15 protein-coding genes are annotated in these 15,444 nt (G+C 73.0%); 8 read left to right on the top strand and 7 right to left on the bottom strand.

Going from position 1 to position 15,444, the window contains the following annotated elements:
- Positions 1-89 precede the first annotated feature (89 nt).
- Together ACFYXA_RS19275 and ACFYXA_RS19280 are read right to left on the bottom strand one after the other, a co-directional pair.
- Positions 90-1,232: a GGDEF domain-containing protein gene (locus ACFYXA_RS19275; RefSeq protein WP_130441428.1), complete on the bottom strand. Its 1,143-nt coding sequence runs from the start codon at positions 1,230-1,232 to the stop codon at positions 90-92.
- Between the two features lie 144 nt (positions 1,233-1,376).
- The gene (locus ACFYXA_RS19280; RefSeq protein WP_130441426.1) at positions 1,377-2,177 is read right to left on the bottom strand and encodes an enoyl-CoA hydratase/isomerase family protein; all 801 of its coding nucleotides are present in this window, start codon (positions 2,175-2,177) and stop codon (positions 1,377-1,379) included.
- Between the two features lie 232 nt (positions 2,178-2,409).
- Between ACFYXA_RS19280 and ACFYXA_RS19285 the strand changes: the two genes are divergently transcribed.
- Positions 2,410-3,135 (top strand): hypothetical protein, encoded by a 726-nt coding sequence (locus ACFYXA_RS19285; protein WP_389034227.1) that lies wholly within the window; start codon positions 2,410-2,412, stop codon positions 3,133-3,135.
- Positions 3,136-3,141: 6 nt separating this feature from the next.
- Here the strand turns inward: ACFYXA_RS19285 and ACFYXA_RS19290 are convergent, their stop codons facing one another.
- The gene (locus ACFYXA_RS19290; RefSeq protein WP_351097696.1) at positions 3,142-4,308 is read right to left on the bottom strand and encodes an adenylate/guanylate cyclase domain-containing protein; all 1,167 of its coding nucleotides are present in this window, start codon (positions 4,306-4,308) and stop codon (positions 3,142-3,144) included.
- A gap of 387 nt (positions 4,309-4,695) precedes the next feature.
- Entirely contained in the window at positions 4,696-5,556 is an 861-nt protein-coding gene (locus tag ACFYXA_RS19295) for a biotin--[acetyl-CoA-carboxylase] ligase (protein WP_389034231.1), read from the bottom strand.
- A 110-nt stretch (positions 5,557-5,666) separates the two neighbouring features.
- Between ACFYXA_RS19295 and ACFYXA_RS19300 the strand changes: the two genes are divergently transcribed.
- From ACFYXA_RS19300 to ACFYXA_RS19315, 4 genes are all read left to right on the top strand, one after another.
- Positions 5,667-7,286, top strand: a complete 1,620-nt coding sequence (locus tag ACFYXA_RS19300) for an acyl-CoA carboxylase subunit beta (protein WP_352246831.1) — start codon at positions 5,667-5,669, stop codon at positions 7,284-7,286.
- A 9-nt stretch (positions 7,287-7,295) separates the two neighbouring features.
- Complete coding sequence (locus ACFYXA_RS19305) at positions 7,296-7,505, top strand: acyl-CoA carboxylase epsilon subunit (protein WP_352246832.1); 210 nt, start codon at positions 7,296-7,298, stop codon at positions 7,503-7,505.
- A gap of 109 nt (positions 7,506-7,614) precedes the next feature.
- Positions 7,615-7,743: a morphogenic membrane protein MmpB gene (gene mmpB / locus ACFYXA_RS19310; RefSeq protein WP_278044759.1), complete on the top strand. Its 129-nt coding sequence runs from the start codon at positions 7,615-7,617 to the stop codon at positions 7,741-7,743.
- A gap of 40 nt (positions 7,744-7,783) precedes the next feature.
- Complete coding sequence (locus ACFYXA_RS19315; RefSeq protein ID WP_351097688.1) at positions 7,784-8,401, top strand: nucleoside triphosphate pyrophosphatase; 618 nt, start codon at positions 7,784-7,786, stop codon at positions 8,399-8,401.
- Here the strand turns inward: ACFYXA_RS19315 and ACFYXA_RS19320 are convergent.
- Positions 8,373-8,978: a hypothetical protein gene (locus ACFYXA_RS19320; RefSeq protein ID WP_389034237.1), complete on the bottom strand. Its 606-nt coding sequence runs from the start codon at positions 8,976-8,978 to the stop codon at positions 8,373-8,375. The genes ACFYXA_RS19315 and ACFYXA_RS19320 overlap by 29 nt on opposite strands.
- 368 nt (positions 8,979-9,346) lie before the next feature.
- Here ACFYXA_RS19320 and ACFYXA_RS19325 point away from each other — a divergent pair, with 368 nt between their 5' ends.
- Positions 9,347-11,119: an acetyl/propionyl/methylcrotonyl-CoA carboxylase subunit alpha gene (locus ACFYXA_RS19325; protein WP_389034240.1), complete on the top strand. Its 1,773-nt coding sequence runs from the start codon at positions 9,347-9,349 to the stop codon at positions 11,117-11,119.
- Between the two features lie 120 nt (positions 11,120-11,239).
- Here the strand turns inward: ACFYXA_RS19325 and ACFYXA_RS19330 are convergent, their stop codons facing one another.
- Together ACFYXA_RS19330 and ACFYXA_RS19335 are read right to left on the bottom strand one after the other, a co-directional pair.
- Entirely contained in the window at positions 11,240-12,217 is a 978-nt protein-coding gene (locus tag ACFYXA_RS19330; RefSeq protein WP_352250637.1) for a DeoR/GlpR family DNA-binding transcription regulator, read from the bottom strand.
- A gap of 205 nt (positions 12,218-12,422) precedes the next feature.
- Positions 12,423-13,871 (bottom strand): NAD(P)H-quinone dehydrogenase, encoded by a 1,449-nt coding sequence (locus tag ACFYXA_RS19335; protein ID WP_130441410.1) that lies wholly within the window; start codon positions 13,869-13,871, stop codon positions 12,423-12,425.
- Positions 13,872-13,973: 102 nt separating this feature from the next.
- Here ACFYXA_RS19335 and ACFYXA_RS19340 point away from each other — a divergent pair, with 102 nt between their 5' ends.
- Positions 13,974-14,414 carry a gamma-glutamylcyclotransferase gene (locus ACFYXA_RS19340; RefSeq protein ID WP_130441408.1) on the top strand — a complete coding sequence of 147 codons (441 nt, stop codon included), beginning with the start codon at positions 13,974-13,976 and terminating at the stop codon, positions 14,412-14,414.
- A gap of 123 nt (positions 14,415-14,537) precedes the next feature.
- Positions 14,538-15,362: a purine-nucleoside phosphorylase gene (locus ACFYXA_RS19345; protein ID WP_130441406.1), complete on the top strand. Its 825-nt coding sequence runs from the start codon at positions 14,538-14,540 to the stop codon at positions 15,360-15,362.
- Positions 15,363-15,444 lie beyond the last annotated feature (82 nt).

Consider the following 15,444-nt stretch of genomic DNA (forward strand, 5'->3'; position numbering starts at 1 on the left):
ATGTCACCAGGCGGTCGCCGCGCTCCTCGCCGCCGGTCGCAGCGCCCGGCCGCGGCGACCGGGCGCGTCACCGCCGCCTCACGGCCGCCTCACGGCCGCCCGCGGAAGCTGCGGCGTTCGGCGGCCGGGCCGCGCGGCGGCTCGTCGGCGAGGCGTACGACGGGATCGTCGGGCCCCTCCCGGCCCGCGACGACCGGACGGGAGGCCCGGACGGCCTTCGCCCGGTACTGGGCGGCGTCCGCGAGCCGGAACAGGCGGCGGGCGGAGCGCACGGGGCCGATCGGGTCGCCGGTGGAGGCGACGCCGCAGGCCACGCCCTCCCCCAGCTCCAGTTCGGCGGCCCGCCGGCACAGCTCGCCCGCGACCTTCACCACGTCGTCGGCGGACGGACCGACCGCCAGCAGGCAGAACTCGTCCCCGCCGAGCCGCGCGGCGATCGCCCCGGGCAGCATCGCCCCGCACAGCGACAGCACCGAGCCGAACCGCTCCAGCAGGCGGTCGCCGGCGGCGTGCCCGAGGGTGTCGTTGACCCGCTTGAGCCCGTTGAGGTCGCAGACCGCGAGGCTGACGACGTCCCCGCCGGCCCGGTGCCGCTCGACGGCCTCCTCCAGCCGTACGTCGACCGCGCGGCGGTTGGCCAGGCCGGTGAGGGCGTCGGTGAAGGCGAGCCGGCGGGCCTCCTCCAGCCGCTCGGTCTGCGCGATCCCGGCGGCGACCACGGCGGCCAGGACGGTGGCGAAGTCGGCGTCCGCGCGCTCGAAGGCGGGGGCTCCGGCCGGCCGGGCCACGTACAGCTCGCCCCAGGCGAGGCCGTGCAGCACGATCGGCGCGACGACGCAGGAGCCCCGGCCCCGGCGGCGCAGGGCGGCGACCCGCTGGTGGCAGTACCCGGGCCGGCCGGCGGCGGCGCCCTCGGCCGTCTCCACCCAGGCGTTGGGCTCGCCGCCGGACACCCAGCGCTCGTGCAGGAACTCGGTGATCTCCGGGAACTGGTGCACCGGGTAGGCCTCGCCCTCCGGGAACTCCTCCTCGTCCGGGGCCAGCTCCCCCACGTTCACGAGGACGCGCAGCCGTCCGAGGTCCCGCTCCCACACCGACAGGGCGGCGAACCCGCCGGACAGCGCCCGGCACGCGCCGAGCGCCGCCGCCCGCCACGACTGCCTGGGCGACCGTGCGGCGGCCATCCCCTGAGCGAGCGCCACCACAGCCGCGAGCCGTCCGTCATCACCCATCACCCCAGGCTAGGGACATTCCCTACCAAACGCCGCACCCAGCCCCGGTGGCCGGGGCCTGCCCGGCGGATCATGCCGCCGACGCGGGGCTCGGCACCGACAAGCCACCTTCGCTTCCCTGTGGCTTGTCGGCGCCGGACAGGCCTACTCCCCCGGCCAGCGCGGCGTGCGCTTCTCGTTGAACGCCGCCACCCCCTCCGCGCGGTCACCGGAGAACGCCACCGCGCGCCACGCCGCGTCCTCCACCTCCAGCCCCGCCCGCAGGTCCAGCCCCTGCCCCAGCCGCAGTGCCCGCTTGGCCGCCCGCAGCCCCACCGGCGAGTTCGCCCCGATCCGGGCCGCCAGCGCCAGCGCCTCCTCGCGGTCCCGCCCCGCCTCCACCAGGACGTCCACCAGCCCGAGCTCACTCGCCTCGGCCGCCTCCACCCGCCGCGCGGTGAAGATCAGCTCGGCCGCGCGGGCCGCCCCCACCCGCCGGGGCAGCAACTGCGTCCCCCCGCCTCCCGGGATCACCCCGACCGACACCTCCGGCAGCCCCACCACGGCCGTACGGTCGGCCACGATCACGTCGCACGCCAGCGCCAGCTCGAACCCGCCCCCCAGCGCGAACCCGTGCACCGCCGCCACCGTCGGCACGGGCAGCTCGAGCACCCCGGTGTACGCGCCCCGCGCCACCGGCCGCTGCCGTACCAGCTCCGCGTCGGTCAGCGAGTTCCGCTCCTTCAGGTCGGCCCCGACGCAGAAGGCCCGCTCGTGCGTCGAGGTCACCACGACCACCCGTACGTCCCGGTCCCCGCCCAGCGCCGCGCAGGCCGCGCCGATGGAGCGGGCCATCTCGCTCGACACGGCGTTCATGGCCTTCGGCCGGTCGAGGGCCAGCTCCGCGACATGCCCGTCCTCGTGCCGCCGCACCAGCACGAACTCCCCGAACCGTTCCTCGCTCATGACACCCTCCGGTTAACGCGGGTTAACAACTCCAGCTCGCCCGATCATCGCAGCCGCGCCCCGCCGGGGAAAGGGCCGGCCGCGCCCGGCGCCGCCCGTCACCCGCTCCCGTCGACGGCCGGTTACCCGTTCGGGTGACATCCCGCCCGACTCTCCCCACACCGCCCATGGGAGCGCATAACGTGCGTGCGCCACAGCGCATCGGGGGCGCACAGACGGGGGAGGCAACGCGATGGCGACGACACCGGTGAAGACGCACACCGGAACGTACGGAAGACCGTACGAACGACGGACGGCGACCGGCACCGGAACCGGGGAGAGGACGGCGGAGCCGGTGGAGCACGTCCGCATCTGGCCCCCGCGGGCCCGCGGCCGGCACCGCCGCCCCCGGCCCCGCAAGGTCCTGCTCGTCGCCGGCGGTCTCGCTCTCGCCGCCGGCGCGCTGAGCCTCGTACGGCTGACGCCCGACTCGCCCGTGCCCGGCATCGGCACGGCTGAGGCCGAACCGCGCCTGGAGCCCACCGCGGAGTCGACGGACGCGCCGCCCACGGCGACCCCCTCCGTCCCCGAGGCGCACCCGACGGCGCCCGCGCCCATGGGCGGCGCACCGTCCGCGCCCCCGGCCCCCGGCACGAGCCCCGCCGCCACCGGCTCAGCCGCCCCGGCCCTCACCCGGGGCGCCCCCTACGCGTCCTCGCTTCCGACGACGGCCCCGAGGCGCACCGGACCGACCGGGGCCGCAGCGGACACCGCCCCGGAGACGCCGGAGACACCCGGAGCGCCAGAGGCGCGGGAGCCCGCGGAACGTCCGGAACCGCCCCGGTCGACGGCCGACCCGGAGCCGCCCACGCCCGCACCCGCGCCCGGCACGGCGGCCCCCGAGCCGCAGCGGCCGGACCGCCCCGGGCTGTGCGTACCGGTCATCGGCCTCTGCGTGGACCCGCTCCTGGACCGGTAGCCGGGGTCACTCCCCGACGGCGCGCCGGGTGAGCAGCCAGGGCTCGACCACGCCGAGCCCTCGCACCGGCCGCTGCCACATCGGCTGGAGGGCGAACCGGTAGACGGGCGGCTCCTCGCCCTCCTTCTCGGCGGCCGCCGCCTCCTCGGCCGCCTGCGCCTCGGACGCGGGCGCGTCCCCGGTGCGGATCAGCTCCTCGGCGAAGGCGCTGTCGACGAGGACGGCGTCCCGGGGCGCTATCGACGTCAGCCGCGAGGCAAGGTTGACGGTCGTCCCGAACACATCGCCCATCCGGGTGGTCACCGTTCCGAACGCCATGCCGACCCGCAGCTCGGGCATCGTCTCGTCGTTGCTCATGGTCTCCACCAGCAGCAACGCGATGTCGGCGGCGGTGCCCGCGTCGTCGGCGGCGTACAGGACCTCGTCGCCGAGGGTCTTGATGAGCCGGCCGCCGCGAGCGGCCACCAGGTCGGCGGCGGTCGTCTCGAAGGCCTCGACGAGCTCGCCGAGCTCCTCCTCCTCCATGCGCCGCGTCAGCCGCGTGAACCCGACGAGGTCGGCGAAGCCGACGGCGAGCCGCCGGTCGACCATCTCCTCGTCGTCGGCGGCCTGCACGACCCGGCCCGCCGAGGCGGCGAGCTGGCGGCGCCAGACGTAGACGAGGAACTCCTCCAGCTCGGGCAGGAGCAGCTCGACGATCGGATACGTGACCTCGGTGCGGGTCATCCCCGGCTCGGGCGGCTCGGTGAGCCCCTCCAGGAAGGAATCGATCTGCCACTCCGCCAGACGGGCGGTGGTCTGGCCCGTGGACCGCGCGACCTGCACCGCCATGGCCTCGCTCAGCAGGCCCGCCTCCACGAGACCGGCGAGGCGGCGCAGGGCCAGGACGTCGGCCTCGGTGAGGGCCTTGGCCTGCCCTATGTCGGCGAAGCCCATCGCCCGCCAGAAGCGGGACGCCAGCTCCATGGAGACACCGGCGCTGCGGGCCGCCTGGAACGGGGTGTAGCGGCGCTCCGCGCCCAGGATGAGCTGCTCCAGGCGCAGGGCGAGCGGGTCGTCGCCCGGCTCGGGGGCCAGGGGGTCCCCCCGCTCGGACGAGGCCGAGAGTGGAGGAGGGTCAACCCGGCCGTCCACGCCCTCGCCCTCGCCGGAGCCCGTGTCGTCGACGGTCACGCGTGCTGCCCTTCCGATCTACCGCGGTCAGGTATCGACCGGCCTCAACTCTACGGCAGCTGTGCGCTAGCTCACTCCGTTGGGTTGCGCCGGTCCTTGAGTTGAGGTGCCTTTCCCTTGTGTACGGGGTTGGTGTGGTCCTTGTTCGGCCACCGGGGTGGGGGGTGTCTCTTGGTTGCCGGGTGCGGGTCGTTCGGGGCTGGTCGCGCAGTTCCCCGCGCCCCTTTGGGTGGGTGCAGTCACCTTGCGGCCGGTCGCGCCCCTTGGGTGGGTGCAGTGCAGTCACCCTGCGGCCGGTCGCGCCCGCGCGGCGGAGCCGCACGTGTCACAGGCCCGCGCCCTTGGGTGGGGCCGGTCAGCCCCGGTGCCGCGCGTGGTGGGCTGGTCTCAGGCCGGCCTCAGGTGGACGATGTCTCCTGCTCCCACCGGTTCGCGGGTGCCTGTGTTCGTGGTGATCACCAGTCTGCCGTCGCCGTCGATCGCCGTCGCCTTGCCGGTGAGCTCTCGGTCGCCGGGGAGTTCCGCGCGGACCGTGCGGCCCAGCGTGGCGCAGCCCGCCGCGTACGCCTCCTGGAGGCCGCTGAGGGCCGGGTCGCCGTCGGCCGCGCGCCAGCGGGTGTACCAGTCCTCCAGGGTGCGCAGCACGGACCGCAGCAGGGTGTCGCGGTCGGTGCTCACCGCGTCGGCGAGGACCAGGGAGCCCGCCTGCGGCACGGGCAGTTCGCCGGCCCGGAGCGTGACGTTGATCCCCACGCCGACGACGACGCCGTCCTCGCCCGCGCGCTCGGCGAGGATGCCGCCGGCCTTGCGTTCCTCGCCGCCGACGGTCACCAGCAGGTCGTTCGGCCACTTGAGTGCCGTGTCCACGCCGGCCGCGCGGGACAGTCCGGTGGCGACCGCGACGCCCGTCAGCAGGGGCAGCCAGCCCCAGCGGCCGACCGGGATCCGCGCCGGGCGCAGCAGGACGGAGAAGAACAGGCCCGAGCGGGGCGGCGCGGACCACTGGCGGTCCAGGCGGCCGCGGCCGGCGGTCTGCTCCTCGGCGACGAGCACGCTCCCCTCGTCCGCCTTCCCGGCGGCCGCGAGCGCGACGAGGTCGGAGTTGGTGGAACCGGTGCGCGGCACCACGTCCACCGCGGTCCACAGGCCCCCCTCCCGGACGAGCCCGCGCCGCAGCGCGGCGGCGTTGAGCGGCGGGCGGTCGAGGTCGGACCAGCGGCTGGCGTCTGCTGCATCTCGCGGCGTCATGCAAGCCACCCTAGGTGTGTGAAACGCCGCACTGCCGATCGGTTGACCCAGCACTACTCTACGGATGAGTAACCGTCCCCCCTTTTGAGCAGGCAGGGAGCCGCATCCCGATGTCCGAGCCGGAAGAGCGCCAAGAGATCCACGGGAACCCGGGGATCGACATCCACACGACCGCGGGCAAGCTCGCCGACCTGCAGCGCCGCGTCCAGGAAGCGACGCACGCCGGCTCCGAGCGCGCCGTCGAGAAGCAGCACGCCAAGGGCAAGCTGACGGCCCGTGAGCGCATCGAACTCCTCCTGGACGAGGGTTCGTTCATCGAGCTGGACGAGTTCGCCCGGCACCGCTCCACCAACTTCGGGCTGGACCAGAACCGCCCCTACGGGGACGGCGTCGTCACCGGTTACGGCACCGTCGACGGCCGCCCGGTGGCCGTGTTCTCCCAGGACTTCACCGTCTTCGGCGGCGCCCTGGGCGAGGTCTACGGCCAGAAGATCGTCAAGGTCATGGACTTCGCGCTGAAGACCGGCTGCCCGGTCATCGGCATCAACGACTCCGGCGGCGCCCGCATCCAGGAGGGCGTGGCCTCGCTCGGCGCGTACGGCGAGATCTTCCGCCGCAACACCCACGCGAGCGGCGTCATCCCGCAGATCAGCCTGGTCGTCGGGCCGTGCGCGGGCGGCGCGGTGTACTCGCCGGCGATCACCGACTTCACGGTGATGGTCGACCAGACCTCGCACATGTTCATCACCGGGCCGGACGTCATCAAGACGGTCACCGGCGAGGACGTCGGCTTCGAGGAGCTGGGCGGCGCCCGCACCCACAACTCCACGTCGGGCGTGGCCCATCACATGGCGGGCGACGAGAAGGACGCCGTCGAGTACGTCAAGCAGCTGCTGTCGTACCTGCCGTCGAACAACCTCAGCGAGGCCCCGGCGTTCCCGGAGGAGGCGGACCTCTCCGTCAACGACGAGGACCTGGAGCTGGATTCGCTGGTCCCGGACAGCGCGAACCAGCCGTACGACATGCACACGGTGATCGAACACGTCCTGGACGACGCCGAGTTCTTCGAGACGCAGCCGCTGTTCGCGCCGAACATCCTCACCGGTTTCGGGCGGGTGGAGGGCCATCCGGTCGGCATCGTCGCCAACCAGCCGATGCAGTTCGCGGGTTGCCTCGACATCAAGGCGAGCGAGAAGGCCGCGCGTTTCGTGCGCACCTGCGACGCGTTCAACATCCCGGTGCTCACCTTCGTGGACGTCCCCGGCTTCCTGCCGGGCGTCGACCAGGAGCACGACGGCATCATCCGCCGCGGCGCCAAGCTGATCTACGCGTACGCGGAGGCGACCGTCCCGCTGATCACCGTCATCACCCGCAAGGCCTTCGGCGGGGCGTACGACGTCATGGGCTCCAAGCACCTCGGCGCCGACCTCAACCTGGCCTGGCCGACCGCCCAGATCGCCGTGATGGGCGCGCAGGGCGCCGTCAACATCCTGCACCGCCGCACCATCGCGGAGGCGGAGGCCGCCGGGGACGGCGACGCGACGCGGGCCCGGCTGATCCAGGAGTACGAGGACGCCCTCCTCAACCCCTACGTCGCGGCCGAACGCGGTTACATCGACGCGGTGATCATGCCGTCGGACACCCGCCGGCACGTCGTGCGCGGGCTGCGTCAACTGCGTACCAAGCGGGAATCCCTGCCTCCGAAGAAGCACGGCAACATCCCCCTCTAAGGAGCCGCTGTGATCAAGGTCGTTCGAGGCAATCCGACCCCGGAGGAGCTGGCCGCCGCCCTGGCGGTGGTCCGCGCCCGCGCCGCGGCGGCAGCGGCCGAGCCGTCCGGCGCGGACCTCACCCCCAGGGACGCATGGTCCGACCCGTCCCGGATAGCGACCCGACGCGTCCCACAACCGGGCCAGGCTTCCTGGGCCCGCACGTACTGGCCGCGCTGAAAGCAGATTTTTTAGGGGCGCGGGGAACCGCGCACGGGAGGGTGCCCGGGGCGCCGATTTGAGTACCCGTACTCAGGCACCCTCACTGGCCAGGCCCCACGCTAGTGGAATGCTGTGGTCCGATCCGAAGAACGAGCCGCCCGACGAACTCCGCGCCATGCAGGAGACGCTGAGGCGGCTCGGTCTCTTTCTCGCGGTGGCCATGCTGGTGGCGCTGCTGGTGCTGGCCCTCGGGTGAGGCGGCCGAGGGCCCGGCGCCGGCCGATACGCTTGACCGCATGACCGATCAGCCGCGCCGCCGCCTCGTCCTCGCCTCCCAGTCCCCCGCCCGGCTGGGCCTGTTGCGGCAGGCGGGACTCGCTCCCGAGGTGATCGTGAGCGGGGTGGACGAGGACGCCGTCACCGCCCCCACCCCGGCCGAGCTGGCGCTCGCCCTGGCCGAGGCGAAGGCCTCCGTGGTGGCGGCGAAGCCCGAGGTCAAGGGCGCGCTGGTGATCGGCTGCGACTCGGTCCTCGACCTGGACGGCCAGGCGCTGGGCAAGCCCGCGGACGCCGAGGAGGCCACCGCCCGCTGGAAGGCGATGCGCGGCCGCGCGGGCACGCTCCAGACCGGTCACTGCGTCTACGACACCACCGCCGGGCGGTACACCTCGGCCGTGGCCTCCACGGTGGTCCACTTCGGCGAGCCGACGGACGAGGAGATCGCCGCCTACGTCGCCTCGGGCGAGCCGCTCCACGTCGCCGGCGCCTTCACGCTCGACGGCCGCTCGGCGCCCTTCATCAACGGCATCGACGGCGACCACGGCAATGTGATCGGCATCAGCCTGCCCCTCGTCCGGCGACTGCTGGCCGAGCTGGGCGTGGGCATCACGGAGCTGTGGTCACCAGCGCGGTGACCGCGGGCCCGCCGCCGGAGGGGCCGGTACCCGGGTGACCGGCGCCCTTGGGTCCGCCATCCGGCGAACCGACGTTCGACGGACCGTGCCCGGACGGAGGGACGTCCGTCGGGCCGTCCCCCGGCGGGCCGGCGTCCGAGGGTGCGGTGGGCGCCGGTTCGGCGGCGGACGGGCCCTCCTCGCGGTCGTAGCCCATCAGGAGCAGGACGATCAGCGCGAGCACGACCATCATGAAGGCGAACGCCGACCGGCCCACCAGGCCCCAGCTGAAGGCGCCCAGCAGGCCGTGCACCACGGCGGCGCTGATCAGCAGGACGCGGCCGAGGCCGGCCGGCGGGCGGTCGCGGACCAGCACCAGCAGGGCGACCACCCCGCACAGCACGAAGTACAGGCCGAAGACGATCCCGCCGATCTTCGACGAGGTCGACATCACGTCAGGGTCCAGCCCCGCGAGGGACATGTGCTGACGGTCGACGACGATGCCGAGGAACCAGTTCAGGGCCGCCACGCCGAGCGCCTCGGCGAACAGCACCAGCGTCACCACCGCAGCCACCGGCCTGCGCACCACCGACCCCACCCACTTTCGACCCGGCCCCGCGCGGGGCCCTCGTTACTCCAAGTACGTGCGTTCGAGACATCGCGAACGCTACTAACGGGTAAACCGCGGGACAAGGGTTCCGCGGGCGGCAAAGAATCGTTGGGCCATTCGTAGGGACTCCACAAAGAAACGGAGTGGGCCGCAGCACGTGCTCACAGAGACCTTGGCCACAATGGAGGGCTAGGGTTTCCGGGAGGAGTGCTGCGTACGGCGGTACTACAAGGGATTTCGCGGTCGAGTGAGCCTCGCATCACGCTCCGTGTGGGCAAGCTCACCTCTGGGGACGGGTCGAAGAGGCGTGTCGGCTGTCCCTAAACTCGGCTTGTTTCAAGGAGGGAGCCTCAATCGTGCGCAAGGTGCTCATCGCCAACCGTGGCGAAATCGCAGTCCGCGTGGCCCGGGCGTGCCGGGATGCCGGTATCGCGAGCGTGGCCGTCTACGCGGACCCGGACCGGGACGCTCTGCATGTCCGCGCCGCGGATGAGGCGTTCGCCCTGGGCGGTGACACACCGGCGAGCAGCTATCTGGACATCGGCAAGGTGTTGAACGCCGCGCGGGAGTCGGGTGCGGACGCCGTCCATCCGGGGTACGGCTTCCTCTCGGAGAACGCCGACTTCGCCCAGGCGGTGCTGGACGCGGGTCTGATCTGGATCGGCCCGCCGCCGCAGGCCATCCGTGACCTGGGTGACAAGGTGGCCGCCCGTCATATCGCCCAGCGGGCCGGGGCGCCGCTGGTGGCCGGCACGCCGGATCCGGTCTCGGGCGCGGACGAGGTCGTGGCGTTCGCCGAGGAGCACGGCCTGCCGATCGCGATCAAGGCCGCCTTCGGCGGCGGCGGCCGCGGTCTGAAGGTCGCCCGGACGCTGGAGGAAGTGCCGGAGCTGTATGAGTCGGCGGTGCGTGAGGCGGTCGCCGCGTTCGGCCGGGGCGAGTGCTTCGTGGAGCGCTACCTGGACAAGCCGCGGCATGTGGAGACGCAGTGCCTGGCCGACCGGCACGGCAACGTGGTCGTGGTCTCCACCCGGGACTGCTCGCTGCAGCGCCGCCACCAGAAGCTGGTCGAGGAGGCGCCCGCGCCGTTCCTGTCCGAGGCGCAGCTCGCCGAGCTGTACTCCTCCTCGAAGGCCATCTTGAAGGAGGCCGGCTACGTCGGCGCCGGCACGGTGGAGTTCCTCGTCGGCCTGGACGGCACGATCTCCTTCCTGGAGGTCAACACCCGTCTGCAGGTGGAGCACCCGGTCACCGAGGAGGTCGCCGGCATCGACCTGGTGCGGGAGATGTTCCGGATCGCCGACGGCGAGGAGCTCGGCTACGGCGACCCGGTGCTGCGCGGTCACTCCTTCGAGTTCCGGATCAACGGTGAGGACCCGGGCCGGGGCTTCCTGCCGGCTCCGGGCACGGTCACCCTCTTCGACGCGCCGTCGGGTCCGGGGGTGCGTCTGGACGCGGGCGTGGAGTCGGGCAGTGTGATCGGCCCGGCGTGGGACTCGCTGCTGGCGAAGCTGATCGTGACCGGCCGCACCCGCAAGGAGGCGCTGGAGCGGGCCTCGCGCGCGCTGGAGGAGTTCCGCGTCGAGGGCATGGCGACGGCGATCCCCTTCCACCGCGCGGTGGTCCAGGACCCGGCGTTCGCCCCGGAGCTGACCGGCTCCACCGACCCGTTCACGGTCCACACCCGGTGGATCGAGACGGAGTTCGTCAACGAGATCAAGCCGTTCACCGCGCCCGCGGACGCGGAGACCGACGAGGAGCCCGGCCGGGAGACGGTCGTCGTCGAGGTCGGCGGCAAGCGTCTGGAGGTCTCGCTGCCCTCCTCGCTGGGCATGTCCCTGGCCCGCACCGGCCTGGCCGCCGGCGCCAAGCCCAAGCGGCGCGCGGCGAAGAAGTCCGGCCCCGTCGCCTCCGGCGACACCCTCGCCTCCCCGATGCAGGGCACCATCGTCAAGATCGCCGTCGAGGAAGGCCAGGAAGTCCAGGAAGGCGACCTCATCGTCGTCCTGGAGGCCATGAAGATGGAGCAGCCGCTGAACGCGCACCGCTCCGGCACGGTCAAGGGCCTGACCGCGGAGGTGGGCGCGTCGATCACCTCGGGCGCCGCGATCTGCGAGATCAAGGACTGACGCAGAGGGAACACGCGCCGAGGCGCTCGCGGGATCCGAGGGATCCGGCGGGCGCCTCGCCGTACATCGGGAGCGGACTCCCGACCCGGCCCCCCTTCGAGGGGTCCTCGCGGGGACGGCTCAGCGGCGGCGGAGATCCGCGACGCGGGCCGCCCGCTCACCCCCCGGGGACTGCTCCCCGCCCAGCACCGCGGCCGTACGCAGACCGTTCGCGCCGGCCGCGCCGGGGACCTGGCCCCGGCGCGGGGCCGGCAGGGGGACGTCCCGGCGCTGCTGCTGGCGGCGCGCCGGGACCGCGTCACCCCCCGGGCTTCCCGACGCCCCGGCCACGGCGATCTGCACCCCCTGGTCGGCGAGGGCCTGGAGTTCGGTGGCGGCGCGGTCGTCGTGGGCGGGCGGTTCGTCGGTCACCAGACGGGTGATGACGTCCGTCGGCACGGTCTGGAACATGGTGTCGGTGCCGAGCTTGGTGTGGTCGGCGAGGACGACGACCTCGGCGGCGGCCTGCACCAGCGCACGGTCCACGGACGCCGACAGCATGTTGGACGTGGACAGTCCGCGCTCGGCGGTGAGGCCGCTACCGGAGAGGAAGGCCCGCGAGACCCGCAGCCCCTGGAGGGACTGCTCGGCCCCGCTGCCGACGAGGGCGTAGTTGGACCCTCTGAGCGTGCCGCCGGTCATCACGACCTCCACCCGGTTCGCGTGAGCCAACGCCTGTGCCACCAGCAGGGAGTTGGTGACGACGGTCAGGCCTGGCACCCGGGCGAGGCGGCGCGCGAGCTCCTGGGTGGTGGTACCCGCCCCGACCACGATGGCCTCGCCCTCTTCCACGAAGTTGGCGGCGAGGTCGGCGATGGCGGTCTTCTCGGCGGTCGCGAGATGGGATTTCTGCGGAAAGCCGGACTCCCGCGTGAAACCGCCCGGCAATACCGCACCGCCGTGCCGGCGGTCGAGGAGTCCTTCTGCCTCCAGTGCGCGCACGTCCCGCCGTACGGTCACTTCGGAGGTCTGGACGACGCGGGCGAGCTCACGGAGCGACACGGCTCCGTTGGCTCGCACCATTTCGAGGATCAATTGGCGACGTTCTGCAGCGAACACGAAACTGACAGTAACGCGGGCGACCGTCTGCTTTCAGCTCTTTGCGCCGAATAATAGAAGTTGTTCGCACAGTAGGGACAGAGGTGGTATAGGGGTCTAGTTGCCTCGCCTATGCCATCCGCACGGGCCACAACTCCCCGTGACCAGCGGGGAGTCGATTCCGGCCGCGCCCCTCGTGCCCCGGCGGGCGCCGTCGTGCGCCCGGTCAGCCCTCGCCGCCCGCCTTGCTCGTCTGCAACTGCCGCGCCACCTCGGCGATCGACCCCGACAGCGACGGGTACACCGTGAAGGCGTTCGCGATCTGTTCGACCGTCAGATTGTTGTCGACGGCGATCGAGATGGGGTGGATCAGCTCCGAGGCGCGCGGCGCCACGACCACACCGCCGACGACGATCCCCGTGCCCGGCCGGCAGAAGATCTTGACGAAGCCGTCCCGGATGCCCTGCATCTTCGCGCGCGGGTTGCGCAGCAGCGGCAGCTTGACGACCCGGGCGTCGATCTTGCCCGAGTCCACGTCGGCCTGCGTGTAGCCGACGGTGGCGATCTCGGGGTCGGTGAAGACGTTGGAGGAGACCGTCTTGAGGTTGAGCGGGGCCACCGCGTCGCCGAGGAAGTGGTACATCGCGATGCGGCCCTGCATGGCGGCGACGGAGGCGAGCGCGAAGACGCCGGTCACGTCGCCGGCGGCGTACACGCCGGGGGCGGTCGTACGGGAGACCTTGTCGGTCCAGATGTGCCCGGAGTCGCGGACCCTGACGCCCGCCTCCTCGAGGCCCAGCCCCTCGCTGTTGGGGATCGCGCCGACGGCCATCAGACAGTGCGAGCCGGTGATGACCCGGCCGTCGGCGAGCGTCACCTCGACCCGGTCGCCGACGCGCTTGGCGGACTGCGCGCGGGAGCGGGCCATCACGTTCATGCCGCGGCGGCGGAAGACGTCCTCCAGGACGGCGGCGGCGTCCGGGTCCTCACCCGGCAGCACCCGGTCCCGGGACGACACCAGCGTCACCTTGGAGCCCAGGGCCTGGTAGGCGCCGGCGAACTCGGCGCCGGTCACGCCGGAGCCGACCACGATGAGCTCCTCGGGCAGCTCCCGCAGGTCGTAGACCTGGGTCCAGTTGAGGATGCGCTCGCCGTCGGGCTGGGCGTCGGGCAGCTCGCGCGGGTGACCGCCGGTGGCGATGAGGACGGCGTCGGCGGTGAGGGTCTCCTCGGTGCCGTCGGCGGCGGTGACCACGACCTTGCGGGAGCCGTCGAGGGACTGCATCCCCTCCAGCCGGCCGCGCCCGCGCAGCACCCGCGCGCCGGCGCGGGTCACGGAGGCGGTGATGTCGTGCGACTGCGCGAGCGCGAGCCGCTTCACACGCCGGTTGACCTTGTGCAGGTCCACCCCGACCACCCGGGCCGCCTGCTCCAGCGGCGGGGTGTCGTCGGCGACGATGATGCCCAGCTCCTCGTAGGAGGAGTCGAAGGTGGTCATCACCTCCGCCGTGGCGATGAGCGTCTTCGACGGCACGCAGTCGGTCAGCACCGACGCCCCGCCCAGACCGTCGGCGTCGACGACGGTCACCTCCGCGCCGAGCTGCGCGGCCACCAGGGCCGCTTCGTAGCCGCCGGGTCCGCCACCGATGATCACGATCCGAGTCACGTACCCCATTGTCCCGCACCCGTCGACGGGGCACTTCCCCGGGGGGCGGGCGGTGCCCGAGTGGCGGCGGACACCTCGGTGACCTCGCCCTGGCTGCCGTACTCTCGACCCATGTCGCTCTACGCCGCGTACGCCGGCAACCTCGACGCGCGGCTGATGACCCGCCGCGCCCCGCACTCCCCACTGCGCGCGACGGGCTGGCTGAACGGCTGGCGGCTGACCTTCGGCGGCGAGCACATGGGCTGGGAGGGCGCGCTCGCGACGATCGTCGAGGACCCCTTCTCACAGGTCTTCGTCGCGCTGTACGACATCGCCCCCATGGACGAGGAGTCCCTGGACCGCTGGGAGGGCGTCGGCAGCCTCGACGTCTACCGGCGCACCCGGATCCGCGTCCACACCCTCGACGGCGAGGAGCAGGGCTGGACGTACGTCCTCAACGGCTACGAGGGCGGCCTGCCGTCGGCCCGCTACCTCGGCGAGATCGCCGACGCGGCCGAGTCCGCGGGGGCGCCGCACGATTACGTGATGGAGCTGCGGAAGCGGCCCTGCTGAGGCGGGCGCCGACGGCCGGTGAACGGTTGTCCGGGCCGCTGGTTGGAAACGACAAGGCAACGATCGGCATCCCGTCGGGTTCCTCATCTACGCGCGTAGGCCGATCCGGGCTACCCTCATCGCGTGAACGCATCTCTTCTCCCGGACGACATCCAGGGCGACCCCTACGGGGCCGCCGACGCCGCCGCGGCGCGGCTGCGCGAACTCACCGGCGCCGACACCCACGACGTCGCCCTCGTGATGGGCTCCGGCTGGGCGCCGGCCGTGGACGCCCTGGGCGCGCCGGACGCCGAGTTCCCGGTCACCGAGCTGCCCGGCTTCCCGCCGCCGGCGGTCGAGGGCCACGGCGGCAAGATCCGCTCGTACCGGATCGGCGAGAAGCGCGCCCTGGTCTTCCTGGGCCGCACCCACTACTACGAGGGCCGCGGCGTGGCCGCCGTCGCCCACGGTGTGCGCACCGCGGTGGCGGCCGGCAGCAAGACGATCGTCCTGACCAACGGCTGCGGCGGCCTGCGCGAGGGCATGCGCCCCGGCCAGCCGGTCCTGATCAGCGACCACCTGAACCTGACGGCGACCTCCCCGATCGTCGGCGCGAACTTCGTCGACCTCACGGACCTGTACTCGCCGCGGCTGCGGACGCTGTGCAAGGAGATCGACTCCTCGCTGGAGGAGGGCGTCTACGCCCAGTTCCCCGGCCCGCACTACGAGACGCCGGCGGAGATCCGGATGGCCCGCACGATCGGCGCCGACCTGGTGGGCATGTCCACGGTCCTCGAGGCCATCGCCGCGCGGGAGGCGGGCGCGGAGGTGCTGGGCATCTCCCTCGTCACCAACCTCGCCGCCGGCATGACGGGCGAGCCGCTGAACCACGAGGAGGTCCTGCAGGCGGGGCGGGACAGCGCGACGCGGATGGGCGCGCTGCTGGCGCAGGTGCTGGGCCGGCTGTAAGCAGGGCCGTCTGCAAGCAGGGCCGGCCCACCACCCGACTCAGTGGGTCGAGTGGTTCACCTCTCGGCCGACGGTGAACGGG

Source organism: Streptomyces sp. NPDC002566, assembly GCF_042889585.1.
GTDB lineage: Bacteria > Actinomycetota > Actinomycetes > Streptomycetales > Streptomycetaceae > Streptomyces.